Raw genomic sequence first — 25157 nt, forward strand, 5'->3', positions numbered from 1 at the left:
CCGACCGGCCGCCCGGCGCGGGGTCTCAGCCGCCCACGACGGGGGCGAGGGCCTCGATGAGCTGCTGCACGCCCAGGACGACGAACATCCCCGCGATCAGGACGAGCACCACGTTGGTGAAGGGCCGGTTGCGCCACCGCTCGGGCACGCGGGAGGAGTTCATGAGGATCAGCAGCGTGATCGCGAGGAACGGCATGAACAACGAGCCCAGCGCGCCGTAGGCCACGACCAGGGCGATCGGCTTGTCCAGCAGGAGCAGCAGCATCGGCGGGAAGGTGAGCCACAGGATGTACGCCCGGTAGTACGTGCCGCCGGACTTCCGGCGGGGGTCGTCCTCGCCCAGCCCGCGGGCGGTGGCGACGAAGTCGGCGAACATCAGGGACACGCCGTTCCACACGCCGAGCACCGACGAGAACGACGACGCCCAGAAGCCCACCAGGAACAGCGGCGCCATGAAGGCCCCGTACCGCTCGGCCAGCACGTCGGCGAGGTCCACGAGCCCGCCCTCGCCGTCGGCGATCGTGGTGCCGGAGGAGTACAGGAGCTCGGCGCCCACGATGAGCATGGAGATGACGAAGACGCCGGAGATCACGTAGGCCATGGCGTTGTCGATTCGCATGACCCTCATCCAGCCCGGCGTGTGCCAGCCCTTCTCCTTGAGCCAGTACCCGTACGCGGCCAGGGTGATGGTGCCGCCGACGCCGCCCGCGAGGCTGAGCGTGTAGATGAGCGAGCCCTCGGGGATCCGCGGGACGAGGCCGCGGACGATCTCGCCCAGGTTCGGCACCGTGAGGACCGCCGAGCCGACGATGGTGACGAACATGAGGCCGACCAGCACGGCGATGACGACCTCGAACGTCTTGTACCTGCCCAGCCAGACGACGGCGGCCCCGATGAGCCCGGACGCGATCGCGAACCAGATCAGCTCGACCTGCGGGAAGAGCGCCGCGAGCGGCAGCGCGGTGCTGGACATCGCCGCGGCCCCGTAGCTGAAGCCCCACACGACGATGTAGACGCCGAAGTACACCGACGCCCAGGCGCCCAGCGACTTCCAGCCGTCGAAGATGGTGCGCCCGGTGGCGAGCGACCAACGCCCGGCCCCCTCGACCAGCACGATCTTGATGAGGACGCCCACCACGGCAGCCCACAGCAGCGTGTAGCCGAAGCGGCTGCCGGCCACGAGGGTGGCCACCAGGTCTCCCGCGCCGATGCCGGTGGCGGCGACCACCAGCCCGGGCCCGACGATGCGCCAGCGGGGCCGCTCGTCGGCGAGCTCGTGCTGGACGGGGGGCGTTTCGACGTCTTTGTCTGCCATGGCGCCGGAGGCTACCAAAGCCCGCCGACGCCCGGCCGGCGGCGTGCCGGGCGCGCCGCGGTCCGTCGTGCACGATTCCCACAACGTTCCGGCCCGCCCGTGGTCCCTGGCACACGGCACGCCGCCGGGTGTGTGTACGACCCGCACAAACTCGGCGCCCTCACTCTTGGTGCCCGCCGGTCGTGACCCGGCGGCGGGCTGCGCCCTAGCGTCGACGGCATGACCGCTGCCGCGCTCCCCCTCGCCCCCGCCCGCCGCCGAGACCCGTCAGGTCGCGTCCTCGCGGACCTCGTGCCCGGCGCCCTCGCCCGCGACGTCACGCTCGTCGTCGCGGTCGCGGTCCTCACCGCGCTCGCCGCCCAGGTCGTCGTCCCGGTCCCCGGGCTGCCGGTCCCGCTCACGGGCCAGACGTTCGCCGTCCTGCTCGGCGCAGCCGCCCTCGGGCCGTGGCGCGGCGCGGCCGCCCAGGCGGTGTACCTCGGCGCCGGCGTCGTGGGCCTGCCCGTGTTCGCCGGGGCGTCCTCGGGGTGGGAGTCGGTCGCAGGCGCGACCGGCGGCTACCTCGTCGGGTTCGTCGTCGCCGGCGTGGTCGTGGGCGCGCTCGCGCGCCGAGGCGCCGACCGGCGCGTGCTCTCCACCGCCGGGGCGTACGCGCTCGGCTCGCTGACCGTGTACGCCGTGGGCGTGCCGTGGCTCGCCGTCAGCACCGGCATGCCGGCCGGCGCCGCCCTGCTCACCGGCGCCGTCGTCTTCCTGCCCGGCGACGCGATCAAGGCCGCCCTCGCGGCCGCGCTCCTGCCGTCGGCCTGGCGCCTCGTCCGCTGACGCGCGCGTGCTGACCCCGCGCTGACCCGGGGTGCTCCCGGGTCAGCGCGGGGTCAACCTCCGGTCAGCCTTCCGGCAGGGGTTCGCGAAGCGCGTGCGGCCACCTCGTGGGCGGCCCGGGAATGCGGCTACGGTGGGCCGCGAGGCCCACGATCCCGGGCCGCGCCACCCCCGCCGGAGCTCCCACAGGGGTCACCGGCACCGTGTCCTGGAGGACCCGTGACGACGACGTCGATCTCCGACTCGCCCCTGCCCGCCGCCCCCGCAGCCGCCCCCGGCCACCCCGCCGCCGGCTCGCCGCTCGCGACGGCGCACAGCCAGCTCGCCTCCGCCGTCGAGCTCCTCGGCTACGACGCCGGCCAGCACCAGATGCTCGCCACCCCGCGCCGCGAGATCCACGTGGCCGTGCCCCTGCGCCGCGACGACGGCGAGACCGTGCTCTTCCACGGCTTCCGCGTGCAGCACAACATCTCGCGCGGCCCCGGCAAGGGCGGGCTGCGCTACCACCCGAGCGTGGACATCGACGAGGTGCGGGCGCTCGCCATGTGGATGACCTGGAAGTGCGGCATCGTCGACCTGCCCTACGGCGGCGCCAAGGGCGGCGTCGCGATCGACCCGCGGCACTACTCGCAGGCCGAGCTCGAGCGCGTCACCCGCCGGTACACGTCGGAGATCATGCCGATGATCGGCCCCGACACGGACGTCATGGCCCCGGACATGGGCACCGACGAGCAGACGATGGCGTGGGTCATGGACACCTACTCCGTCAACCGCGGCTACACGATCCCGGCCGTCGTCACGGGCAAGCCGCTCGCCGTCGGCGGGTCGCGGGGCCGGGGCACGGCCACCAGCGCCGGCATCGTGCACGTCACCGCCGCCGCCCTCGAGGAGGCGGGCGTCCCGCTGACCGACGTCACGGTCGCCGTGCAGGGCTTCGGCAAGGTCGGGTCGCACGCGGCCGCGATCTTCGCCCAGCGCGGCGCCAAGGTCGTCGCGGTCAGCGACCAGTACGGCGGGCTGCGCAACGACGCGGGCATCGACGTGAACCGGCTGCTCGAGCACGTCGCGCACACGGGCTCCGTCGTCGGGTTCGACGGCGCCGACGCCCTGTCGAACGACGAGCTCCTGGGCCTCGAGGTCGACGTGCTGGTGCCCGCCGCCGTGGAGGGAGTGCTCGACGAGCGCACCGCCGGGCAGGTCCGGGCCCGCTGGGTCGTCGAGGGCGCGAACGGCCCTACCACGACCGCCGGCGACGAGATCCTGGCGCGCAACGGCGTGGTCGTCGTGCCTGACGTGCTCGCCAACGCCGGCGGCGTCGTCGTGTCCTACTTCGAGTGGGTGCAGGCCAACCAGACGTACTGGTGGACCGAGGCCGAGATCGCCGAGAAGCTCGAGCACCGCATGACGTCCGCGTACGCGGACGTGTCCGCCCTCGCGCGCCGCCAGGGCCTGTCGCTGCGCGACGCCGCCCTCGTCATCGGCATCGAGCGCACCGCCGAGGCCCACCGCATCCGCGGGCTGTACCCCTGATCGACGACGGCCCCGCTCCCGCCGCCGCGCCGCAGCCGCGCGACGACCTCCTCGCGCGGCTGCGGGCCGCCGGCTGTGTCTTCGCGGAGGACGAGGGGGCGCTGCTGCTCGAGGCCGCCGGCCGTCCCGCGTCGACCGATCAGCGCGGCAGTTCGGGATCACGGCGGCAGCTCGAGCTGCCGCCCTGATCCCGAACTGCCGCGGTGATCGACCCCGCACGGCTGGAGCGGCTGGTCGCCCGGCGCGTGGCCGGCGAGCCCCTGGAGCACGTGCTCGGCTGGGTCGCGTTCGCCGGACGGCGCTGGTCGGTGGGCCCGGGGGTGTTCGTGCCGCGCCGGCGCACCGAGCTGATGGTCGCCGCCGCGCTGTCGCTCCCCCGGCGCCCCGGGGCGGTCACGGTCCTCGACCTGTGCTGCGGCTGCGGCGCCGTGGGCGGGGCCGTGCTGCTCGGGCTGCGCGAGGACGGCCGCGATGTCGCGCTGCACGCGTTGGACGTCGATCCCGCCGCGACCGGGCACGCCCGGCGCAACCTGGAGCCGCTGGGCGGCGCGGTGCGCACGGGCGATCTGTTCGACCCGCTCCCGGCCAAGCTGCGCGGCCGGGCCGACGTCCTGCTCTGCAACGCCCCCTACGTGCCGACCGACGCCATCGCGACCATGCCGCCCGAGGCGCGCGAGCACGAGCCCGCGGTGGCGCTCGACGGCGGGGGCGACGGGCTCGACGTCGTGCGCCGGGTCGTCGACGCGGCCCCGGCCTGGCTCGCCCCCGGCGGGTCACTGCTGTTCGAGGTCGGCACCGGCCAGGTCGCCCGGGCGACGGCGCTCGTCGGGCGCGCCGGGCTCGCGCCGCGCGTCGTGACCGACGCCGACCCCGACGCGGACGACGCGACGGGTGGCACCGTCGTCGTCGCGACCCTTCCCCGGTGACGGGCGGGCCCCGCCGTCAGCGCCGCAGCGCGAGGACGACGGGGGTGGCCGCGGCGAGCACTGCGGCGACCGTCGCGACCACGGCCACCGTCTCGTCGACCAACGGGCCCTGGACGCGGGCGACCGCGATCCAGGCGATGCCCCAGCCCGCGGCGAGCCCGACGGGGATGGTGATGCTCGGACGCCGGGCCCCGAAGAGGGCCACCGCGACGGCGACCAGCGCGCCCAGGACGACGAGGACGGCGCCCCAGCCGCTCGGGCCGAGGCCGAGCCCGCCGACCTCGGACACCGCCAGGGCCGCGGCCGTGTTCGCGAGCGTCGCGACGCACACCCAGCCGAGGTACAGCCCGACGGTGACGTCGGTGACGATCATGTCGAGCCGACGGGATGGTGCCAGGCGGACGAGCCGGACGAGGAGCACGCTCAGCACCGCGACCAGGCACGCGATCACCGCGACGCTGCCCCACAGCCATCCGGCCTGCACGACGCCGATCCACGCCGCGTTGAGCAGCATGGACGCCAGCACCCACCAGGCGGTGGCGCGCAGCCGGGCGTCGTCGGCACGGCCCGGCAGCGCCTGCACGACGGCGAAGAGGACGAGCCCGACGTAGATCACGGTCCAGATCGTGAACGCCGGCGAGCCGGGCGCGACGATCGTCGCGTCGGCCGACAGCGCCCCGTCGGCCGCCTCCGAGACGGGCTGACCGCCGCCGGCGCCCGACCCGAGGGCGGCTCCCGCCACGGCGAGCAGGGCGCCCAGGAGCACGACGACCTGCCGGACGCGGTCGGCGCCCGTCGGGCCGTTCGCAGGGGTCTGGCCGCCCGGGTTGCTCAGGCCGGGCGCGGGAGCGGAGTGTCGGCTCGTGTCGCTCATCACCCCAGGATGACAAACCTCAGCATGCTGAGCATCTCGGCGGCGGGGCAGGGCCGACCCCCGCCCACGACGTCAGGCGCGGGGCTGCTTGTCCGCCCAGTCGGCGAGGGCGACGCGCGGGCCGGTGAAGAACGGCACCTCCTCGCGCACGTGCCGCCGCGCTTCGGTGGCACGCAGGTCGCGCATGAGGTCGACGATGCGGTGCAGCGCGTCGGCCTCGAACGCGAGCAGCCACTCGTAGTCGCTGAGGGCGAACGTGCTCATCGTGTTGGCGCGCACGTCCTTGTACCCGGCGGCGGCCATGCCGTGGTCGCGCAGCATGGTGCGGCGCTCGGCATCGGGCAGCAGGTACCAGTCGTAGGAGCGCACGAACGGGTACACGCACAGGTAGTCGCGGGGCCGCTCGCCGGCGAGGAACGCCGGCACGTGTCCCTTGTTGAACTCGGCCGCGCGGTGCAGCGCCACGACCGACCACTCGGGTGCGAGCGCCGAGCCGAGCCGCGACGCGCGCAGCCGCTGGTAGGCGCCCTGCACCGACTCGACGGACGGGCCGTGCACCCACACCATGAGGTCGGCGTCGGCCCGCAGGCCGGCGACGTCGTAGACGCCGCGCACGACGACGTCGCCGTCGGCCCGCTCCGGGTCGCGGGCGTCCGCGGGCTGGCCGTCCCACAGCGCGTCCTCGGCCTCGGCGGCCACGGCCTCGCGCTCGCCGTCGTCGGCCGGCAGTGGCTCGGCGAGGGAGAAGACGGCGATCATCGCGTACCGGATGGACTCGTTGATCGCGGCGGCGTCGACGGCCTCGCCGGAGTCGCCGTGCACGTGGGTGGTCTCGCGGGGCTGGTTCATCGGTGCAGGTCCTCCGAGCAGAGAGCAGGAATGCCGCTGGGCTCCTCGTGGCGGCGCAGGCAGCAGTCGTCCGGCGTGACGGACGGGAACGCGGGCAGCGAGCCCACGGTGGCCTGCTCGACGTCCTCCCCGCGGGCCAAGGCCGCGCGCTCGAGGATCAGGTCGACGAGGCCGGCGACGAACACGGGCCGGGTGCCGACCGTGCCGGCGCGCACCGCCGTCATGCCGAGCTCCGCGGCGGTGGCCATGGCCTCCGTGTCGAGGTCGTAGGCGACCTCCATGTGGTCGGAGACGAAGCCGATCGGCGACAGCACGACGTTCTTCAGGCCCTCGCCCGCACGCTCGGCGAGCAGGTCGTTGACGTCGGGCTCCAGCCAGGGCTGCGACGGCGGACCGGAGCGCGAGCAGTACGCCAGCTCCCACTCGACCGCGTGCCCGCGCACCTCGGCGACGACGGCCGCGATGACGGCCGCGACGTCGAGGTGCTGCGCGGAGTACGTGGCGTGCCCGACGCCGGACGCGGCCTCCATCGTGTCGGGGATGGAGTGGGTGACGAAGACGACCTTCGCCGCGGCGGCGTCGCCGCCCTGGCTCTCCAGCTCGTCGTAGGCCTCGAGCACGGCCTCGGCGTTGCCCGCGACGAAGCCGGGGTGGTTGAAGTACGAGCGGACCTTGTCGAACTGCACGCCGGTGGAGCCGTCGGGGCCGAGCTGGCCGCGCTTCTCCAGCGTCACCGCGAGGTCCTCGCGGTACTGGCGGCAGCCCGAGTACGACGAGTACGCGGAGGTGACCAGCGCGACCGCGCGCCGTGCGCCGAGGCGCTCCAGCTCGTCGATCGCGTCGGTGGTGTACGGCTCCCAGTTGCGGTTGCCCCACACGACGGGCAGGTCGATCCCGCGGGCCGCAAGCTCGGCCTCGAGCGCCGCCTTGAGCGCGAGGTTCTGCTCGTTGATCGGGCTCTTGCCGCCGAAACCGTAGTAGTGCTCGCCGACCTCCTCGAGCCTCGCGTCGGGGATCCCCTTGCCGGCGGTCACGTTGCGGAGGAACGGGACGACGTCCTCCGGCTTGTTCGGACCACCGAAGGAGTACAGGAGCAGCGCGTCGTACGGAACGGCATCGGACGACTGGGGGGTCATCGGCATGACTGTCATCCTCCCACCGGCGGCCCGGAGCACCGGCCGAGAACGGCCCCGGGGCGACGTGACATTGACGGCACAGGTTGTCAGCACACCATCGGGATCAGGCCGGCGTCGCCCGGTCGGGGATGTGCTCCTGCGCGGCCCGCAGCCGGTCGAGGAGGCCGGCCAACGTCGCCAGCTCCGCAGGCTCGAGGCCCTGGCCGACGTACCGCTCGATCGTGCGGACGTGCGCCAGCCCGGTCTCCCGCTGCAGCCGCGCCCCCTCGGCGGTGAGCCGCACGAGAGTGCCGCGCGCGTCGTCGGTGGGTACCGAGCGGGCCACCAGGCCCCGGACCTCGAGCCGCTCGACCAGCCGGGACAGCGACGACTGCGCGAGCAGGATGCCCTCGTTGAGGTCCCGCAGGCGCAGCTCGCCGCCCGCGGCTCGCGACAGCGTGAACAGCACGTCGTACTCGCGCATCGTCAGGTCGTGCCAGATGTCGTCGGCCTGCAGGCGCCGCATGATCGCCACCTGGGTGCGGAACAGCGACTCCCAGGCGTCTGCGGCCTGGCGGGCGCTCGCGGGGGCGCGGTGCTCGGACGACGACGTCGGGGCAGGTGGCGGGGTCACGGTCGCAGTGTGCCGCAGCCCACCGACGGCCGCTCGGCGGTCGAGCCGATGTCAGCGGCCGAGCCGCCGCTCCCGCCGCGAGAAGTCGCGCAGCGCGCGCAGGAAGTCGACCCGGCGGAAGTCGGGCCAGTAGGCCTCGCAGAAGTACAGCTCGGAGTGGGCGCTCTGCCACATGAGGAAGCCGCCGACCCGCAGCTCCCCCGACGTGCGGATGACGAGCTCCGGATCGGGCTGGCCCTTGGTGTACAGGTGGTCGGCGATGTCCTCGACGTCGATGCGCTCGGCGAGGTCGGCGAGGGTCGCGCCCTTCGCTGCGGCGTCGCGCAGGTAGGAGCGCACGGCGTCGGCGATCTCGTGCCGCCCGCCGTAGCCGATCGCGACGTTGACCTGCAGGCCCTGCACGCCGCTCGTGCCGTCGGCGGCGGCCCGCACCGAGTCGGCGAGCTCGGCGGGCAGCAGGTCGAGGCGGCCCATGACGCGCAGCCGCCAGCGCCGCGACTCCGCGAGGTCCTGGACGGCGTCGCGGATGATGTCGAGCAGGTCGGTCAGCTCGCCCGCGGGGCGCGCGAGGTTGTCGGTGGAGAGCATCCAGAGCGTGACGACCTCGACGCCCAGCTCCTCGGCCCAGCCGAGGAACTCCGCGATCTTGTCGGCGCCCCGACGGTGACCCGTCGCCGCGGTCTCGCCGAAGGACCGCGCCCACCGCCGGTTGCCGTCGAGGATCACGCCCACGTGGCGGGGCATCTGCGCCGGCGGCAACGAGGCGGACAGACGCCGCTCGTACAGGCCGTAGAGCAGGTGGGGCATGCGCACGGGCGGACCTCGGTGGCTCGGGCCGCGCCGTGCCGGCGCGGGTGGACGCAGGCGCCCGGCGGGCGGGACGGACAAAACCGGGACAACGGTACCGCCCCGGGATGGGTTGCGGCGTGGGCGTGGGCCGCCAAGCCGGTCCTGATGCGCTACTGTGCCGCTGGCTGGCGGCAATCTCCCGCCTGACCAGGAGAATCTTTGTGCACAAAGACTGTGCACAAAGGAGCGCATATGAACAAGCGAACGCGTCGCGCCGCTGCGGCCGTCGGCCTCGTGGCACTGCTCAGCGTGGCGGGTGCGGGCATCGCCCAGGCCGGGACGACCAACAAGCCGTACAACACCACCGTCGGCCCGTACAACGGGAGTGGGTACACCGAGTACCAGACCCAGTACACGTCCGGCGCATCGGCTCAGCTGCACTCCGGGACGGTTGGCGGGGTCTACAAGGTCGATGTTCGAGTCGACGGGTACCACATTGGTACCTGGACCCGTAACGTCACCGACAACGACAGCCGGCTGCTCAACAACGACAACCCGAAGGGCAAGTCGGTTCGGCTTCACTTCAGCAACGACCTCGACGTGTCGAAGGCCGTCCAGGTGACCGGCACGTGGCGCAGCAACTGATCGACTGTGCGGGCGGGGCCGAGCGCCCCGCCCGCACGGGCGCCCGGCACGAGTCGCACGAACTGTTCATCCGGCTCCTCCGCACCGAGAGTCGACGCGCGCGCCGCTCATGGAGCTCGCTCGTGGGCCTCGGCATTGTCGCCCTCCCTACCGCGCAGGCACTCACCCAGGTATCGAGCAACCGGCTGTGGGACAACTTCGACCTCTTCACTCTCATGATGTCCGACTGGCTCCCGCTGCTCTTCCCCCTGCTGGTCACTGCTCTCTATCTCCCACGGTTCGCCGGTGAGCTCTCCCACGGATTCATCCGACCGGTACGCCCGCGCACGCCAATCGGAACCTTCCTCGACTCCCGGATCGCCACGGCCGCACTTCTCGCCTTCGGTGTCTTCTTCGTCGCCGTCGCGATCGCGGCGCTCGTCGCCTTCGTGGGCAACGCGGGCCATGCGATCACCCCGTTGACGCCTCCTGGCGCCGGCGAGACGCCGCACCCGGTCTCCGGCCGCACCACTTTCTCCCCGCTGTACTCCATTTCACCGGCCCTCTACGGGGTGGCGATGGCCACCTGGATCGGCGCCAACGCAGCCTTGTGGTCGGTGGTAGGTGGCTTGTGCCTGCTGCTCGTGGGCAACAGGTTCCTCGCACTGGCGGCTCCCACGGTGCTGTTCATGGTCCTGCAGGTGGCAATCGCGTACGCGGGATTCGACGCTTTCATCCTGACGGGCTCGATCTTCCAGTCGAACATCGTCCAGCAACCCGCCTGGTACCCGTTCGTCCAGTTCGCCGGCGTCGGCCTGGTCGTCGCCCTGGCCTACGCGTGGGTGCGACGACGCCGATACGAAACGTCGGGCGTCGAATGACCGGAAGTTCCCGGTACCGGTACGCAACATGCTTGTGCCTGTTTCTCCTCTGCGCCGCGTCCGCCACCCTCCTCGACCGCGCCACACTCGTCCGCGCCTTCGGGACGACCGGAGTCTCCGGATGGGACCTCGTTATCGAGTCCCTGGCGAACCCGTACCTCATCTGCTTCGTCGCCGTCCCCGGGTACCTCGTCGTCGGCTCCAGCGGCGCTCCGACCGCCACCGCGTGGGAACGGATGGCGCGCCACGGGTCGCGGACCCGGACCGCTGCGACGTACGCGATCGACGGTGTGCTGGCAGCGGTGCCCTTCGTGGTCGGTTGGCTCGTCGTCGTCCTTGCGATCGCCGCCCCGTATGGCCTTGCCGGTGGATGGGGCCCCGCGGTCATGGCCGGATTGGCCGAGCCCACCGTGGCCGCGCATCTCGTCGAGTTGCCACCGCTCGCCGCGGTCGGATGCCAGCTCATCCTCCTGCTCTGCTCCGCATGGGCGATCGGCGTCACGCTGGCACTGGTTGCGGCGTGGACCGAAGGCCTGCTCACCCTGCGCATGATCGGCCTCGCCCTCTGGCTGTGGACCCTGCTCTCGTTCAAGATCGCTCCCGACGCACCACTGGCCCTGCGCCCGATCGCCTACCTCACGGTGCACCACGCCGCATCGTCGGGCGCGACGGCGTGGGCACTCGCGTGCGGCTCGGTAGGGATCGGCGCCGGGTTGCTCGCGGCAAGTCACGCCGCCGAGCGCTCGCGGATCCGGCTTGCCCGACCTCGAGGAACGTCTCTCTACGCGCTGATCGCCACCCTGCTGCTCGTGGGTGCCGAACTCATGAAGGGGAACGTCACCGACGACGGCCAGGGAGGTTTCGCCCCTGTCTTCTTCGGCGCGAGCCCGGATCACTTCGACCCCCAGGCCGTGACTCTCAATCTTGCGCTCACCGCCGGGGCGGCGTTCACGCTTCACGTGGGTCTGATCGCTCGCCTCCACCATGGGCCGCACGCGGAGCTCGTCCGGTGCCGCAGCGCGCTCCACTGGTGGTGGCTCACCTACGCGCGTCGCACGGTTGTCATGGCTGTCGCGGTCCCCTCCGCGGCGGTCGCAGTTCACACGCTGGTGATGCTCGCCGTTCACGGCTCATGGAGCCTCGGTGCGAGCGATCGCGTCGCCGCGTTCCTCGTGCTCGCCACCGCCGCTCAGCTCCTCGTGTACGTACTGCTCATGTCGGCTGCAACCTTCGCCTCAGGCCGGGAGGTTGCCGGCCTGGTCGTCCTCGGCGCCGCGGTGGCCGGCACACTTCCGATCCTTTTCGCTCTCGACGCGCTGCCCGTGGCGCAGAACTCGCTGAGCCTCGTCTGGGACGGCGCCTCACCCGTCCGCCCCGCGCTGTTGCTCTCGATCTGGGGTGGCGCGGGTCTTGCCGTCACCGCGTGGGCACTTCGGCGTCGCGGAGCCGAACTCTCCTGAACTTTCTCGACCAAGGGAATACATCCATGTCCATCGTCAGCCTTCGCGGCGTCTCCAAGTCGTTCCGCGGCAACCAGTTGCTCTCGGGCGTCGACTTCGATCTCGAGGCGGGAACGATCCAGGCGATCCAGGGCCCGAACGGCTCAGGCAAGTCCGTGCTGCTCAAGATCCTCTGCGGGTTTGTTCGGCCCGACGACGGGCAGGTGCGCATCGACCCCGCCTACCTCTCCCCTCGACACACCTTCCCCCAGGAGTTCGGCGTCATCATCGACAGGCCCGGCTACGTCGCTGCCGCCACGGGCTATGCGAACCTGGAGCGACTCGCCGAGATCCGCGGCGTGATCGGCCGGAACGAGATCGTCGGCGCGATGAGGAAGGTGGGCCTCGACCCGGACGCCCGCCAGAAGGTCGGCAACTACTCGCTCGGGATGAAGCAGCGCCTGGCCCTCGCCCAGGCCTTCATGGAGGGGCAGCGCGTCTTGGTGCTCGACGAGCCGTTCAACGCTCTCGACGCCGACGGGGTCGAGGAGGTGCGCGACATGTTGCGGATCTTCCGGGACGAAGGGCGCACCATCTTGTTCACCAGTCACAACCAGGAGGACATCGACGCGCTGGCCGACGCGGTGCACCGCATCAATCGGGGCACGCTCGAGCCTGTACGTGCGTCGACGCACTGATCGTCGCATCGTGGATCTCGGACTACGCACGACCTCCTCAGGATCGTGTCGACACCCACGCCGCCGATCACCTACGCTTGCGTAACCTACGGATGCGTAGGTTACACAGCAGCGAGGAGACCACCGTGGCAGCAGCCGCCCAGCCCGACCGCCGCTCGGCCGTCCCCGACGTCACCGGGGTCGCCCGCGGTGCGAAGGAGGCGGTCAGCGACGCGCGCGGAGCCGTGTCCGACGCCGTGCAGACGGTGCTCAAGCCGTTCCTGCGCGGCTGGATCCACGCCGTCACGACCCCGCTCGCGCTGGCCGCCGCGATCTTGCTCGTGGTGCTCGCGGACACCACGGCGGACAAGGTCGCGTGCGCCGTCTTCGGCGTGACCGCCGTCCTGCTGTTCGGCACCAGCGCCGTCTACCACCGCGGCACGTGGTCGCCGCGCACCGCGGCCGTGCTGCGGCGCCTGGACCACGCGAACATCTTCCTCATCATCGCCGGCACCTACACGCCGCTGGCGGTGATGCTGCTGCCGCCGCGCACCGCGACGGTCCTGCTGTGGGTCGTCTGGAGCGGCGCCCTGCTGGGCCTCGTGGCCCGCGTGCTGTGGATGAGCGCGCCGCGCTGGGTCTACGTGCCCGTGTACGTGGCGCTCGGCTGCGTGGCGGTCGGGTACATCCCGCAGTTCTCCGCCGCGGGAGGGGCCGCGGTCGCCTGGCTCGTCGCCTCGGGCGGGGTCGCGTACATCCTCGGCGCCGTGGTGTACGGCACCAAGTTCCCGAACCCCTCGCCGCGATGGTTCGGCTTCCACGAGATCTTCCACGCGCTGACGGTCGTCGGCTTCACCTGCCACACCGTCGCGATCTACCTCGCGGCGCTGTAGCCGCCGCGCGGTCGACTACTCGGTCGTGGGCCCGTAGTTCTCCCGAGTACCGGGCTCCGCCGCATCGAGAACTCCGACAAGGGCGGAAACTGATTCGCCTGCCAGCTCGTCCTCGAGCGAGAAGTTCGGGTCGTTCGCCGACACCGAGACGGGCTGAGATCGCCGCGCCCCCTCCAGCTCGCCCACGCCGATCCCTCCTTCGTACGGCAGGACGCTGTCGGCTCCGAGAGTGACCCATCGGGCAGGGATCGGGGTCGTGGGATCGTCGATGGCCGGCTCCCACACGAGCGCAAGGACGTAGGTGTGACCGATCTCCAGACGGGGGGTGTCGTCCCCCGCCATGGGGATCTTCTCGCCGTCCTGCACGGCCCAGCCCCACGCGGGGAAATCGATCTCAGCCGCAGGAGCCGGATGCCGGGGATCCGCGGACGTCCACGAGACCTCGTCGATCGAGAGCGTGACATGGCGGTCCATCGAGCCCTCGCCGGCCGCCTCTTCCTCAGCGCTGAGCGGGATCTCGCGCTCGGTCACCACGGTGGCGACCACGACATGGTCGGCGTAGGTCACCCAGTCGGTCGCGGAGAGGTTGGGGTAGCGGTCGCTGCCTTCGGCGACGACGACGTCAGGCGACCCGCTGCATGCCGCGACGAGCACGGCGACCGAAGCCAGAGCGGCCGAGATACCACCGACGCGCGGGAGCGGCCCCTTCGGCATGTCCGCTCCCGTCACCGAGGTCACCCGTCCGGGTCCGTTCCGGCCGGTACCGGCTTTCTACACCCGCAAGCAGGTGGCGCGCTCGACCTGTGCGGGTGAACGTGGGCGCACCGGCACGGACGCGCACGTCCTCGCGGCGCTGTAGGCGCCGAGCCGACGGTCGTGTAGGTAGGTCAGGGACGCGGCACGACGACGTAGCGGCGGTTCGCCAGCGACGGGTTGTGCGCGCGCACCTGCGCGAGCGGCTCGGGGTCGAGGTCGACCGTACGCACCTGCGGCGCCTCGTCCAGCTCGAGGCCGACGACGCCGTCCGGCCCGGCCAGCAGCGATCGGCCGACCAGCCCGGGCCCCGCCATCCCGACGCCGATGACGACGGCGGTGTTCTCGATGGCCCGCGCCCGCAGCAGCGTGCGCCAGTGGTCGGCCTTGAGCGGCCCGTCCAGCCACGCGGCGGGCACGACGACGACGTCCGCCCCCGCGTCGACCAGGCGGCGCGCGGACTCCGGGAAGCGCAGGTCGTAGCAGGTCAGGACGCCGAACGTGAGGTCGCCGAGGCGGATCACCAGCGGCGGGACGTCAGGCGGGCCGGGCTCGAGCCGGTCGGACTCCCGGGCGCCGAACGCGTCGTAGAGGTGCACCTTGCGGTAGGCCCCGACGAGCCCGCCGTCGGCGTCCACCGCGATCACGGCGTTCGACGCGCGACCCGCCGCGGCGACGGCCGCGGGCAACGACCCGGTCACGGTGCGCACGGCGCCCGTGACGGCGGGGATCTGCCCGGTCATCGCGGCCTCGCCCGGCACGGGGGCCGGCGCACCCGTCGCGGGCAGCGTGGTCCCGGCGACGACGGCGACCCGGTAGCGCGCCGCGTGCGCACGCAGCGCGCTGACGAACGGGCCGTCGAGCGGCTCTGCGTGCTCGACGCCGACTCCGCGGGGCTCGTACCCGGAGGCGTACTCCGGGAGCACCAGCAGGTCCGCCCCCACGCGCGCCGCGGAGACGAACGCGTCGGCCACGGCCTCCCGGTTCGCGGCGTGGTCGGCCGAGATCGCGAGCTGGCCCACGGTCACGCGCACCGGCGACGTCATCCCCGGCCCCCGGCCGGGCCGTCGACGTCGTCGCGCGGCCCGTCGTGCGGGCCGGTTCCCGGCTCGCCGTCCGGGCCACCGTCCGCGCCCCGGTCGGGGCCGGCGTCGCCCGGGGCCTCCGGGTGGCGACCGAAGGCGATCCGCTTGGGCTCCTCGATCGGCAGGCCCCGCTCCTGCGCGTTGCGCGTGGCACGGCGCAGGTGCCGCGTGAGCGACAGGAACAGCAGCACGCAGGCCGCGGCGACGGCGAACGTCGCGAGGAAGCCCGCCAGGCCCGGCGTGACCTCCAGCTCGCTCGGCCCCTGGGAGGGGCTGGGGCTCGGGCTCGGGGCTGCCGCGCCGGTGAGGGCGGGTGCCAGCGCCCAGAGCGTTCCCAGACCCGCCTCGATGCTCATCGCCCGCCCTCCCGCAGGCCGGCGAACAGGTCGTCCTCGGGGAGCGCCGTCGGCACGCGAGAGTCGGCGAGCTCGTACTCCTCGGTGGGCCAGACGTCGACCTCGACGTCGCGCGGCACGGCGAAGAAGAAGCCCTGCGGGTCGATCTGCGACGCGTGCGAGACCAGCGCGGCGTCGCGTGCGGCGAAGAACTCGGCCGACTGGATGCGGGTGGTGACCTCGCGCTCCGGGATCTCGCGGGCAGCGCGGGACTCGATCCAGTCGCCGAACGGCGACTCGAGCCCGGCACCCTGCATCGCCTCGTGCACCGCGCGCATCCGCTCCATCGAGAAGCCGTGGTTGTAGTACAGCTTGCGAGGCTCCCACGGCTCGGCCCCGCCCTCGACGACGTACCGGGAGGCGTCGCCCGCAGCGTGGTACGCCTCGACCCCGACCTCGTGGCACTTGATGTGGTCCGGGTGCGGGTAGCCGCCCGACGGGTCGTAGGTCGTGATGACGTGCGGGCGGAAGTCGCGCACCAGCTCCACGAGCGGCGCCGCGGCCTCCTCCAGTGGCACCAGCGCGAAGCAGCCGTCGGGCAGCGGCGGCAGCGGGTCGCCCTCGGGCAGGCCCGAGTCGACGAAGCCGAGCCAGGCCTGCCGCACCCCGAGCGCCTCCGCCGCCCCGGCCATCTCCAGGCGGCGCACCTCGCGGCGGCCCTCGATGGAGTCGAACTCGTGACCCTCGGGCGGCTGGAAGCTCGGGTTGAGCACGTCGCCCCGCTCGCCGCCCGTGCACGTCACGACGAGCACCTCCACCCCCTCGGCGGCATACCGCGCGGTGGTCGCGGCCCCCTTGCTGGACTCGTCGTCGGGGTGCGCGTGCACCGCCATGAGACGCAAGGGTTCATGCGAGGCGGAGGACACAGTCCCTCCCGGGTCGGTCGGCAGCAGGGTTCAGGGACAATGGTGCACCATGAGCGACCCCAGCATCTCCACCCCACCGGCCGACCGGTACGGCACGCGGCCGGCCCGCCGCCCCGGCCGTGGCCGCACCGTCGCGATCGTGGCGGCGCTGGTGGCGGCGGTGGTGCTCGTCGCCTGGTTCTCCTTCGAGCAGTCGCGCAGCAACCCGGTGTCGTACGAGGACGTCGGCTTCGACGTCCTGGGCCCGGAGCAGGTCGACGTCACGTTCCAGGTGCACATGCCGCCGGGCACGACCGCGGTGTGCACGGTCGAGGCGCTCGCGCCCAGCTATGCCCAGGTCGGCACGGTCGACGTGCCCGTGGGGCCCAGCGACCAGACGACCTCGACGTACACCGTGCAGGTCCGCACCTCGGAGGAGGCGACGTCGGGGGTCGTGGCGGGCTGCGAGCCCACGGACTGAGGCGGAACGGGCCGCGAAGCGGGCGTTCGCCCTGGGCAAACCCCTGGGTCCCGTGCGATTTCCGGGCTATCCTGAGGGATTCACACGCTGTCCTGCACCACCGACGCGCGTGCCGACGCGCGTCGGCCGTACGCGCGCGGCCCGGCGCAGGCCCACGGAGCACCACGAAAGGAGAGCCCTCGTGACCGAGAGCACTGTCACCTGGCTCACCCAGGAGGCTCACGACCGGCTGCAGGCCGAGCTGGAGAACCTCTCCGGCCCCGCCCGCACCGAGATCGCCGAGCGCATCGCCGCCGCCCGGGACGAGGGCGACCTCAAGGAGAACGGCGGCTACCACGCCGCGCGCGAGGAGCAGGCGAAGAACGAGGCCCGCATCCGCGAGCTCACCGAGAAGCTGCGCCACGTGCAGGTCGGCACCCCGGCCGACGACGGCGTGGTCGAGGCCGGGATGGTCGTCACGGCCGCCGTCGCCGGCGACGACATGACGTTCCTCCTCGGCTCGCGCGAGATCGCCGGCACGACCGACCTCGACGTGTACTCGCCGACGTCGCCGCTCGGTGCCGCGATCGACGGCCACCGCATCGGCGCGAAGGTGTCCTACACCGCGCCGAACGGCAAGGAGATCGCCGTCGAGATCAAGGCCGCCACGCCCTTCGCGGGCTGACGGCCCGGCGGGATCCCCGATCCTGCGGCGCGAGACCAGCACGACCCGCAGACCCGGGTCGGTATCCACGCTCACCGAGCGCCGGTACCGGCCCGGGTCTTCGTCGTCCCCGCGCACGCGGCGACCCGTGCGTCTCGCGATGCGAGACGAATGACACGCCGGGTCAGGGTCGACCCGGACCCCGGACTATCCGTTGACCTGGCAACGAATAGTCGACGGCCGATCGCGCACCGTCGGTCGAGAAAGAGTCATGCACGGATGTGATTCCGCCCTGGATGCGTCTAGGGTCGACGGCGGTATGGACACGACGGACCCCGCAACGACCAACCACCCGACCGACGAGCGCACGACCGGCGAGCCCCCACAGGGACCGCCTCTGCAGGACCTGACCATCCGGACGCCGACGACGGCGGACGGCGGCGCACTGTGGCGCCTGGCCCGCGACTCCGGTTCGCTGGACCTCAACTCCTCCTACGCCTACCTGCTGCTCGCGCGGCACTTCGCCGCGACGTGCCGCGTCGCCGTGCTGGACGACGCCGCCGGCGGCGCGGGCCGGGGCACGGACGGCGGCGCCGGCGTCGAGGTTGTCGGCTTCCTGTCGGCCTACCGGCTCCCCGACGCGCCCAGCACGCTGTTCGTGTGGCAGGTCGCCGTCGACGAGCGGGTGCGCGGCCGCCGGGTCGCGGCGCGGCTGCTCGACGCCGCCGTGGACGGGTCGCCCGGCGTCACGCGCGTCGAGACGACCGTGACGACCGACAACGCGGCGTCCCGTCGGCTGTTCGCCCGCTGGGCCGAGCGGCGCGGCGCCACGCTGAGCGAGACCACGGGCTTCGAGGCCGCGGATTTCCCGGACGGGCACGAGGCCGAGCCGCTGCTGGTGATCGACGGCATCCGCGGCCGCTGACGGCCGGCGGCCCTCTGTTCCACGACCAGAGTCCTCGGGTTGCGCCGGTCCGGCGCGCAGGTGACGACGCAGCCCCTCTCCACCGAAACCGCACCGGCGCGCACCACCCCAAGGAGTGTCCTCGTGACATCCCCGACCATCCCCCTCCCCTCCACGTCCTGGGCCGACGACCCGACGGGCTTCACCGCCCTCGAGTCGCAGGTGCGCAGCTACTCGCGCGCCTGGCCCACGGTGTTCGACCGAGCCGTCGACGCCACCGTGCACGCGGAGGACGGGACCCCCTACCTCGACTTCTTCGCCGGAGCCGGGTCGCTCAACTACGGGCACAACAACCGGCGGCTCAAGCAGGTGCTGCTCGACTACCTCATCGACGACCGCATGGTGCACAGCCTCGACATGCTCACCTCCGCGCGGCGGGAGTTCCTCGAGACGTTCCACGAGCTGGTGCTGGAGCCGCGCGGGCTCGACCACACGGTGATGTTCCCCGGCCCCGGCGGGGCGAACGCCGTCGAGGCCGCGCTGAAGCTGGCCCGCAAGGTCACGGGGCGCGAGTCGGTCATCACGTTCACCAACGCGTTCCACGGCATGACGCTCGGCGCGCTGTCGGTGACGGGAAACTCGATGAAGCGCGGCGGCGCCGGCATCCCGCTGGTGCACGCGACGCCCATGCCGTACGACGACTACTTCGACGGCGACGTGCCCGACTTCGTCTACCTGCAGCGGCTGCTGGAGGACGGCGGGAGCGGCCTCAACGAGCCGGCCGCCGTGATCGTCGAGACGGTGCAGGGCGAGGGCGGCATCAACACCGCCCGCGCCGAGTGGCTGCGCGGCCTCGCCGACCTCTGCAAGCGCCACGGCATCCTGCTCATCGTCGACGACATCCAGATGGGCTGCGGGCGCACGGGCGGCTTCTTCAGCTTCGAGGAGGCCGGCATCGTCCCGGACATCATCTGCCTCTCGAAGTCGATCTCGGGTTACGGGCTGCCGCTGGCGCTCACCCTGGTGCGCCCGGAGCTGGACGTCTTCGAGCCCGGCGAGCACAACGGCACCTTCCGCGGCTTCGCGCCGGCGTTCGCGACGGCCTCCGAGGCGCTGCGCACCTACTGGGCGGACGACGCGCTCGAGCGGTCCACGATCGCCAAGGGCGCGCTGGTCGAGAGCCACCTCAACTCCGTGGTCGCCCGCTACCCCGAGCAGGAGCTGGTGGCCCGCGGGCGCGGTCTCGCCCGGGGCCTGCAGATGTCCGACGGCGACGTCGCCGGCCGCGTCACGGCCGAGGCGTTCGAGCGCGGGCTGCTCGTCGAGACGTCGGGCCCCGACGGCGAGGTCGTGAAGTTCCTGCCGCCGCTGACCATCACCGACGACGAGCTGCGCCGCGGCCTCGCCATCCTCGACGACGCCCTCGCCGCCGTCCTGTCCTGACCCCGACCCTTCCCCCAGGAGCATCCATGATCGTCCGCACCCTCGACGAGATCACCGACACCGACGCCGACGTCAAGAGCGAGAACTGGCGCTCCAAGCGCATCGTCCTCGCCAAGGAGGGCGTCGGGTTCTCGGTGCACGAGACCACCCTCTATGCCGGCACCGAGAGCTTCTTCTGGTACGCCAACCACATCGAGGCCGTGTTCATCACGTCCGGCGAGGGCGAGATCGAGGACCTCGGCACGGGTGAGGTGCACCCGCTGCGGCCGGGCTCGCTGTACCTGCTGAACGACCACGACAAGCACAAGGTGCGCCCGCGCACCGACATCACGTGCGTGTGCGTGTTCAACCCGCCAGTCACCGGCCGCGAGGTGCACGACGCGGACGGCGTCTACCCGCTCGTCACCGAGCCCGAGGCCGCCGCCGTCTGATCGGCTCCGCCGCCCTCGCGCCCCGGCGTGAGGGCGGCCAGCCGGCGCAGCAGCAGGCGGCGGTCGCCCTCCCGGTCGACGAGCGCGAGGGCGGCCCGCAGCGCGTCGGCGGCCTCGGCCGGCCGCCCGGCCCGGGTGCACAGCTCCGCGCGCACGGCGGGCAGCAGGTGGTAGCCGGCGAGCGCCGGGTCGGCGGCGAGGGCGTCGACCGCCGCGAGCCCCGCGTCCGGCCCGTGTACCTGGGCGACCGCGACCGCCCGGTTGAGCGCGACGACGGGCGACGGCGTCATCGCGAGCAGCACGTCGTAGAGGGCGAGCACCTCGGCCCAGTCGGTCCCGGCGACGTCCGGGGCGTGCGCGTGCAGCGCGGCGATCGCCGCCTGCACCTGGTACGGCCCCGGCCGCCCGGCGGCGAGCGCGTCGTCGAGCACCCGCAGGCCCTCGGCGATCTCGTCGCGGCGCCAGCGGGCGCGGTCCTGGTCCTCGAGCGTCCGCGTGACGCCGTCGGCGCCCGCACGCGCGTCGCGGCGCGCGTGCTGCAGGAGCACCAGTGCGAGCAGCCCGCGCGCCTCCGGCTCGTCGTCGAGCAGCCGGGCGGCCAGCCGCGCGAGCCGCACCGCGTCGTCGGCCAGCGCCCGCCGGTCGGCGCACCCGGCGACGTCGTCGGCGGGCTCCGCCCAGGCGTCGTACCCCTCGGTGAACAGCACGTACAGCACCATGAGCACCGACGACGTGCGCTCGGCCCGCAGCTGGGCCGGCGGGACGCGGAACGCGATGCCGGTGTCCCGGATGCGCTTCTTGGCGCGCACCAGCCGCTGCGCCATCGTCGCCTCCGGCACGAGGAACGCCCGGGCCACCTGGGGCGTGGTCATCCCGGTGAGCGACCGGAGCGTGAGGGCCACCCGGCCCTCGAGGGGCAGCGCCGGGTGGCAGCAGGTGAACAGCAGCCGCAGCAGGTCCAGGTCCGGATCGTCCGGCCCGCCGGCGGCCACCGCGTCCTCCAGCGGGGCGGCGAGCCGAGCCGCCGTCGCCGTCTTCTCCGCCTCGGTCCGACGACGGCGCAGCACGTCGATCGCGTGCCGGCGCGCGGCCGTCGTGAGCCACGCGCCCGGGCGGTCGGGCACGCCGTCGCGCGCCCAGGTGCGCAGGGCGGTGGCGAACGCCTCCTGCGTCGCCTCCTCCGCCAGGTCCAGGTCGCCCACGTGGCGCGCGACGGCGCCGAGGACGCGCCCCCACTCGGTGCGGAACGCGTCCTCGACGGCGGCAGCGGGTGCGGTCATGCGGGTGGCGTGCTCCCGGTGGGCCAGAACGGGTGCACCTCGACGGTCCCGCCGCCCCAGGAACCGGGGTGCTCCGCGGCGATCGCGAGCGCCGCGTCCAGGTCGGGCGCCTCGACGACGTCGAAGCCGCCGATCACGTCCTTCGACTCGGTGAACGGGCCGTCGGTCACGACCGTCTCGCCGCCCGCCACCCGCACGCGCCGCACGTCGGCTGCCGGGCGCAGCCGCTCACCGAGGACGCGGGAGCCGTCCGCGTCGTGGCGGCGCACCCACTCCTCGATGTCCGGGGTCGGGCCGCGGTCGGGCTCGTCGGGCTCCACCACCAGGAGGAGGTAGCGCATCACGCACCTCCCGCGTCCGGACCGGCGTCGGCGCCGGGCGCGGCGTCGAGCCCGGCGTCGAGCCCCAGCGGCCACACGGGCCGCAGCTCGATCGCGCCGCCGTGCGCCATGGGGTGCTCGGACGCCATGACGATCGCGGTGTCCAGGTCGGGCGCGTCGATGACGTCGAAGCCGCCGATCGCCTCCTTGGTCTCGGAGAACGGCCCGTCGGTGACCAGCACCTTCCCGCCCCGGACCCGGACGCCGACGGCGTCCTGCGGCGGCCGGAGCCGGTCGCCCAGGACGGCGGCCCCGTTCCCGTAGTGCTTCTCGACCCAGCCCTCGATCGGGGGCGCGCCGGCGGCGTCCTCCGCCCGCAGCTGCGGGTCCTCGGGGGTGCTCAGCACCAGCATCAGGTAGCGCATCAGGCCTCCTCGCCCGTCCAGGTCAGCGGCCGCCCGAAGACCATCGGCCCGTAGAACGCCACGTCGGCGGTCTCGATCCCGTCCCCCGCGGCGCGACCGTCACGGTACCGGGTGGTGGCGTCCTGCCGCTGCATGCGCGCGGCGTCGAGGATCGTGTCCAGGAATCGCATCTCGTGCCTCCTCGTCGTGCACGGCCCGGCCGGCCGTGTCATGAGGACGACGAACGGGGACCGCCCCGATCGACACTCGTCCTCGAACGACTTTCGGGAGGTCAGGCGGAGACGTCGAACCCGGCGGCCCGGAGCTTCTCGACCACGGCCGTGCAGTGCTCGTGGCCCTTGGTCTCGAGCTGCACGTTGACGAGCACCTGGGACACGGTCAGCGACGTGTCGGTGCGGGTGTGCTCCACCTGCACGATGTTCGCTCCGGCGGCGGCGATGGCGTCGAGCAGCGCCGCGAGGGAGCCGGGCCGGTCGTCGATGCACACGCGCAGCTGCAGGTAGCGGCCGGCCGCGACGAGGCCGTGCTGCACGACGCGCACCAGCAGCAACGGGTCGACGTTGCCGCCCGTGAGCACGGGCACGATCACCCCGGGCAGCGACCCCGGCGCGGCGGCCAGCACGGCGGCGACGCCCGCGGCGCCGGAGGGCTCGACGATCTGCTTGCCCCGCTCCGCAACGAGCAGCAGCGCGCGCGACATCTCCTCCTCGGAAACGGTGCGCACCTCGACGCCGAGCCGCGCCAGGACCTCGAAGGGCACGTCGCCGGGCGTGCCGATGGCGATGCCGTCGGCCATGGTCGTGCCGAGCGTGCCGGGGACCGGCCGGCCGGCCGCGAGCGACGCCGGGTAGGCGGCGGCGGTCTCCGCCTGGACGCCGACGACGCGCACGTGCGGCGCCGCCTCCGCCAGCACGGTCGCGATGCCGGCCACCAGCCCGCCTCCGCCGAGGGGCACGACGACCGTGCCGACGTCGGGCACCTGCTCGAGGATCTCCAGGGCGACCGTGCCCTGACCGGTGACGACGTCGAGGTGGTCGAACGGGTGGATGAGCGTGCGCCCGGAGCGCGCCGCCTCGGCCCGCGCGGCGACCAGCGCCTCGTCGACGCTGGTGCCGATCTGCCGCACCTCGGCGCCGTACCCGCGGGTGGCGATCAGCTTGGGCACGGACGCGTCCACCGGCATGTAGACGACGGCGTCGATGCCGAGCATCTGCGCGGCGAGGGCCACGCCCTGCGCGTGGTTGCCGGCGCTGGCGGCGACGACGCCGCGCGCCTTCTCGTCGTCGGACATCCGGGACAGGCGCGTGTAGGCGCCACGGATCTTGAACGACCCGGCCCGCTGCAGGTTCTCGCACTTGAGGACGACGGGCGCGCCCGCGACCTCCGTCATCGCGCGGAACGGCTGCACCGGCGTGCGGGTGACGACGCCGTCGAGCAGCCGCGCGGCCGCGCGGACGTCCTCGAGGGTGACGCGGTCGATCTCGGGGTGGGTCACTACCTGTGCTCTCCTGCCTGGCCCGCGTCGGAGGCGGGCGAGGCAGGGGCGGCGTCGGTGGCGCCGGTCTGGTCGTCCTGCGTGTCGTCCTGCGACGACCCCCGTCCCGACCAGAGCAGGGTACCGGGCAGCTGGGACCGCTTGCGCAGCAACGGCAGGTGGTCCTCCGTGCCGAGCTCGGGGAACTTGTCGTGCCCGTGGAAGTACAACAGGATCGTGTTGAGCACGGCGGCGAGCGGCACGGCGAACAGCGCACCGATGATGCCGGCGGCGAGGCTGCCCGCCGCGACCACGAGCACCACCGCGACGGGGTGCAGCGACACGGCATGGCCCATGAGGAACGGCTGCAGGATGTGGCTCTCGGCCTGCTGCACCAGCAGCACGATGCCGAGCATGATCAGCGCCGCCACCCAGCCGTTCGCGACCAGGACGACGGCGACGGCGACGGCGCCGGTGACGATCGCGCCGATGATCGGGACGAACGACCCGATGAAGACCAGGATGCCGATCGGCAGGGCGAGGGCCGGCACGAAGAACGCCGACCCGACGCCGATGCCGACCGCGTCGACGAACGCCACGAGAATCTGGGTGCGCACGTACGCGGAGAGAGTCACCAGGCCGCGGCGTCCGGCCTGGTGCACGGGCTCGCGCGCCGCCACCGGCAGCAGGTTGACCAGCCAGGTCCAGATCGTGCGCCCGTCGAGCAGGAAGAAGATCGTGCAGAACAGCGCGATGAGGGCGCCGACGAGCACGTGCCCGATCGTCGTGGCGGCGCCGAGCGCACCCGTGACGAGCCCCGAGCTCTCCACGACGGAGCCCTGGATCTGGTCGGCGAACTGCGAGAGCTGGGCGGCGTCGAGGCCGAGCGGCCCCTCGGCGAGCCACGTCGTGAACTGCTCGAACCCGGCGACCGCCTGGTCGGCCAGGTCCTGGAAGCCGGCGACGATGGACGTGCCCGCGAGCGTCACCAGCCCGCTGACCAGCACGATCAGCCCGACGACCGACACCGCCGTCGCGAGGCCCTTGCTCAGGTGCCAGCGCTGCAGCGTCCGGCGGGCGGGCGCGAGCAGGATCGTCAGCAGCAGCGCGATGGCCACGGGCACGACGATCGTCTTCAGCGCGGCGAGGAGCCACAGGCAGCCGGCGACCGCCGCCGCGATCAGCAGCAGCCGCCACGACCACGACGCGGCCACGCGGACGCTCGTCGGGACGCCGTCGGCGCCCCTGGCGGGGGTCGGTGCACTCACGTGGCACACCCTAGGTCGCGGGTCGGGCCGTCGCCCGAC

29 protein-coding genes are annotated in these 25157 nt (G+C 73.2%); 13 read left to right on the top strand and 16 right to left on the bottom strand.

The genetic code is table 11. From position 1 onward, the window contains the following. Positions 1-25: 25 nt before the first annotated feature. A complete protein-coding gene (locus ABD254_RS01980) occupies positions 26-1315 on the bottom strand; it encodes an Nramp family divalent metal transporter (RefSeq protein ID WP_344245104.1) in 1290 nt (429 codons plus the stop codon). Between the two features lie 219 nt (positions 1316-1534). Between ABD254_RS01980 and ABD254_RS01985 the strand changes: the two genes are divergently transcribed. The 3 genes from ABD254_RS01985 (at position 1535) to ABD254_RS01995 (ending at position 4596) form a co-directional block, all read left to right on the top strand. After that, positions 1535-2140 carry a biotin transporter BioY gene (locus ABD254_RS01985; RefSeq protein WP_344245105.1) on the top strand — a complete coding sequence of 202 codons (606 nt, stop codon included), beginning with the start codon at positions 1535-1537 and terminating at the stop codon, positions 2138-2140. Between the two features lie 249 nt (positions 2141-2389). Then, positions 2390-3670: a Glu/Leu/Phe/Val family dehydrogenase gene (locus ABD254_RS01990; RefSeq protein ID WP_344245258.1), complete on the top strand. Its 1281-nt coding sequence runs from the start codon at positions 2390-2392 to the stop codon at positions 3668-3670. Positions 3671-3873: 203 nt separating this feature from the next. Next, the gene (locus tag ABD254_RS01995) at positions 3874-4596 is read left to right on the top strand and encodes a putative protein N(5)-glutamine methyltransferase (RefSeq protein WP_344245107.1); all 723 of its coding nucleotides are present in this window, start codon (positions 3874-3876) and stop codon (positions 4594-4596) included. Positions 4597-4612: 16 nt separating this feature from the next. Here ABD254_RS01995 and ABD254_RS02000 read toward each other — a convergent pair whose 3' ends face one another. The 5 genes from ABD254_RS02000 to ABD254_RS02020 form a co-directional block, all read right to left on the bottom strand. Further along, on the bottom strand, positions 4613-5470 hold the full coding sequence (locus tag ABD254_RS02000; RefSeq protein WP_344245109.1) for a tryptophan-rich sensory protein: 858 nt from the start codon (positions 5468-5470) through the stop codon (positions 4613-4615). Positions 5471-5542: 72 nt separating this feature from the next. Then, a complete protein-coding gene (gene hemQ / locus ABD254_RS02005; RefSeq protein ID WP_344245110.1) occupies positions 5543-6319 on the bottom strand; it encodes a hydrogen peroxide-dependent heme synthase in 777 nt (258 codons plus the stop codon). After that, positions 6316-7461, bottom strand: a complete 1146-nt coding sequence (locus ABD254_RS02010) for a ferrochelatase (protein ID WP_344245112.1) — start codon at positions 7459-7461, stop codon at positions 6316-6318. The genes hemQ and ABD254_RS02010 overlap by 4 nt, the downstream gene beginning before the upstream one ends. A 97-nt stretch (positions 7462-7558) precedes the next feature. Next, entirely contained in the window at positions 7559-8068 is a 510-nt protein-coding gene (locus tag ABD254_RS02015) for a MarR family winged helix-turn-helix transcriptional regulator (protein WP_344245114.1), read from the bottom strand. Positions 8069-8119: 51 nt separating this feature from the next. Next, positions 8120-8881 carry an isoprenyl transferase gene (locus ABD254_RS02020; RefSeq protein ID WP_344245116.1) on the bottom strand — a complete coding sequence of 254 codons (762 nt, stop codon included), beginning with the start codon at positions 8879-8881 and terminating at the stop codon, positions 8120-8122. 228 nt (positions 8882-9109) lie between these two features. Between ABD254_RS02020 and ABD254_RS02025 the strand changes: the two genes are divergently transcribed. The 5 genes from ABD254_RS02025 (at position 9110) to trhA (ending at position 13371) form a co-directional block, all read left to right on the top strand. After that, a complete protein-coding gene (locus ABD254_RS02025) occupies positions 9110-9502 on the top strand; it encodes a hypothetical protein (protein ID WP_344245118.1) in 393 nt (130 codons plus the stop codon). Next, positions 9487-10362: a hypothetical protein gene (locus tag ABD254_RS02030; RefSeq protein ID WP_344245120.1), complete on the top strand. Its 876-nt coding sequence runs from the start codon at positions 9487-9489 to the stop codon at positions 10360-10362. The genes ABD254_RS02025 and ABD254_RS02030 overlap by 16 nt, the downstream gene beginning before the upstream one ends. Before the next feature lie 32 nt (positions 10363-10394). After that, complete coding sequence (locus ABD254_RS02035; RefSeq protein WP_344245122.1) at positions 10395-11822, top strand: hypothetical protein; 1428 nt, start codon at positions 10395-10397, stop codon at positions 11820-11822. 26 nt (positions 11823-11848) lie between these two features. After that, the gene (locus tag ABD254_RS02040; protein WP_344245124.1) at positions 11849-12499 is read left to right on the top strand and encodes an ATP-binding cassette domain-containing protein; all 651 of its coding nucleotides are present in this window, start codon (positions 11849-11851) and stop codon (positions 12497-12499) included. Between the two features lie 125 nt (positions 12500-12624). Further along, positions 12625-13371: a PAQR family membrane homeostasis protein TrhA gene (gene trhA, locus ABD254_RS02045; RefSeq protein WP_425553613.1), complete on the top strand. Its 747-nt coding sequence runs from the start codon at positions 12625-12627 to the stop codon at positions 13369-13371. 15 nt (positions 13372-13386) lie between these two features. On the opposite strand, the gene ABD254_RS02050 is transcribed toward trhA, so the two are convergent. From ABD254_RS02050 to mca, 4 genes are all read right to left on the bottom strand, one after another. Further along, positions 13387-14109 carry a hypothetical protein gene (locus tag ABD254_RS02050; protein ID WP_344245126.1) on the bottom strand — a complete coding sequence of 241 codons (723 nt, stop codon included), beginning with the start codon at positions 14107-14109 and terminating at the stop codon, positions 13387-13389. 149 nt (positions 14110-14258) lie between these two features. Next, the gene (locus ABD254_RS02055; RefSeq protein WP_344245128.1) at positions 14259-15170 is read right to left on the bottom strand and encodes a nitrilase-related carbon-nitrogen hydrolase; all 912 of its coding nucleotides are present in this window, start codon (positions 15168-15170) and stop codon (positions 14259-14261) included. Further along, positions 15167-15565: a hypothetical protein gene (locus ABD254_RS02060; protein WP_344245130.1), complete on the bottom strand. Its 399-nt coding sequence runs from the start codon at positions 15563-15565 to the stop codon at positions 15167-15169. The genes ABD254_RS02055 and ABD254_RS02060 overlap by 4 nt, the downstream gene beginning before the upstream one ends. Then, on the bottom strand, positions 15562-16437 hold the full coding sequence (gene mca, locus ABD254_RS02065; RefSeq protein ID WP_344245132.1) for a mycothiol conjugate amidase Mca: 876 nt from the start codon (positions 16435-16437) through the stop codon (positions 15562-15564). The genes ABD254_RS02060 and mca overlap by 4 nt, the downstream gene beginning before the upstream one ends. Before the next feature lie 82 nt (positions 16438-16519). On the opposite strand from mca, the gene ABD254_RS02070 reads away from it, so the two are divergent. The 5 genes from ABD254_RS02070 (at position 16520) to ABD254_RS02090 (ending at position 20351) form a co-directional block, all read left to right on the top strand. Beyond that, entirely contained in the window at positions 16520-16930 is a 411-nt protein-coding gene (locus ABD254_RS02070) for a DUF4307 domain-containing protein (protein WP_344245134.1), read from the top strand. A 181-nt stretch (positions 16931-17111) separates the two neighbouring features. Beyond that, positions 17112-17594 carry a transcription elongation factor GreA gene (greA, locus tag ABD254_RS02075; protein WP_344245136.1) on the top strand — a complete coding sequence of 161 codons (483 nt, stop codon included), beginning with the start codon at positions 17112-17114 and terminating at the stop codon, positions 17592-17594. A 298-nt stretch (positions 17595-17892) separates the two neighbouring features. After that, a complete protein-coding gene (gene ectA / locus ABD254_RS02080; RefSeq protein WP_344245138.1) occupies positions 17893-18498 on the top strand; it encodes a diaminobutyrate acetyltransferase in 606 nt (201 codons plus the stop codon). 123 nt (positions 18499-18621) lie between these two features. Further along, on the top strand, positions 18622-19920 hold the full coding sequence (ectB, locus tag ABD254_RS02085; protein WP_425553615.1) for a diaminobutyrate--2-oxoglutarate transaminase: 1299 nt from the start codon (positions 18622-18624) through the stop codon (positions 19918-19920). Positions 19921-19946: 26 nt separating this feature from the next. Continuing rightward, positions 19947-20351 carry an ectoine synthase gene (locus ABD254_RS02090; protein ID WP_344245140.1) on the top strand — a complete coding sequence of 135 codons (405 nt, stop codon included), beginning with the start codon at positions 19947-19949 and terminating at the stop codon, positions 20349-20351. On the opposite strand, the gene ABD254_RS02095 is transcribed toward ABD254_RS02090, so the two are convergent. From ABD254_RS02095 to ABD254_RS02120, 6 genes are all read right to left on the bottom strand, one after another. Continuing rightward, positions 20312-21631, bottom strand: coding sequence for an RNA polymerase sigma factor (locus ABD254_RS02095; RefSeq protein ID WP_344245142.1), 1320 nt, complete (start codon positions 21629-21631; stop codon positions 20312-20314). The genes ABD254_RS02090 and ABD254_RS02095 overlap by 40 nt on opposite strands. Next, positions 21628-21972 carry a YciI family protein gene (locus ABD254_RS02100; RefSeq protein ID WP_344245144.1) on the bottom strand — a complete coding sequence of 115 codons (345 nt, stop codon included), beginning with the start codon at positions 21970-21972 and terminating at the stop codon, positions 21628-21630. The genes ABD254_RS02095 and ABD254_RS02100 overlap by 4 nt, the downstream gene beginning before the upstream one ends. Continuing rightward, on the bottom strand, positions 21972-22376 hold the full coding sequence (locus tag ABD254_RS02105) for a YciI family protein (protein WP_344245146.1): 405 nt from the start codon (positions 22374-22376) through the stop codon (positions 21972-21974). The genes ABD254_RS02100 and ABD254_RS02105 overlap by 1 nt, the downstream gene beginning before the upstream one ends. Next, positions 22376-22546, bottom strand: coding sequence for a hypothetical protein (locus ABD254_RS02110; protein ID WP_344245148.1), 171 nt, complete (start codon positions 22544-22546; stop codon positions 22376-22378). Before ABD254_RS02110 ends, ABD254_RS02105 begins: the two co-directional genes overlap by 1 nt. A gap of 101 nt (positions 22547-22647) precedes the next feature. Further along, positions 22648-23871 carry a threonine ammonia-lyase gene (ilvA, locus tag ABD254_RS02115; RefSeq protein WP_344245150.1) on the bottom strand — a complete coding sequence of 408 codons (1224 nt, stop codon included), beginning with the start codon at positions 23869-23871 and terminating at the stop codon, positions 22648-22650. Next, the gene (locus ABD254_RS02120) at positions 23871-25118 is read right to left on the bottom strand and encodes an AI-2E family transporter (protein WP_344245152.1); all 1248 of its coding nucleotides are present in this window, start codon (positions 25116-25118) and stop codon (positions 23871-23873) included. Before ABD254_RS02120 ends, ilvA begins: the two co-directional genes overlap by 1 nt. Between the last annotated feature and the right edge of the window lie 39 nt (positions 25119-25157).

It is taken from the genome of Isoptericola hypogeus, from assembly GCF_039531145.1.
Taxonomy (GTDB): Bacteria; Actinomycetota; Actinomycetes; order Actinomycetales; family Cellulomonadaceae; genus Isoptericola; species Isoptericola hypogeus.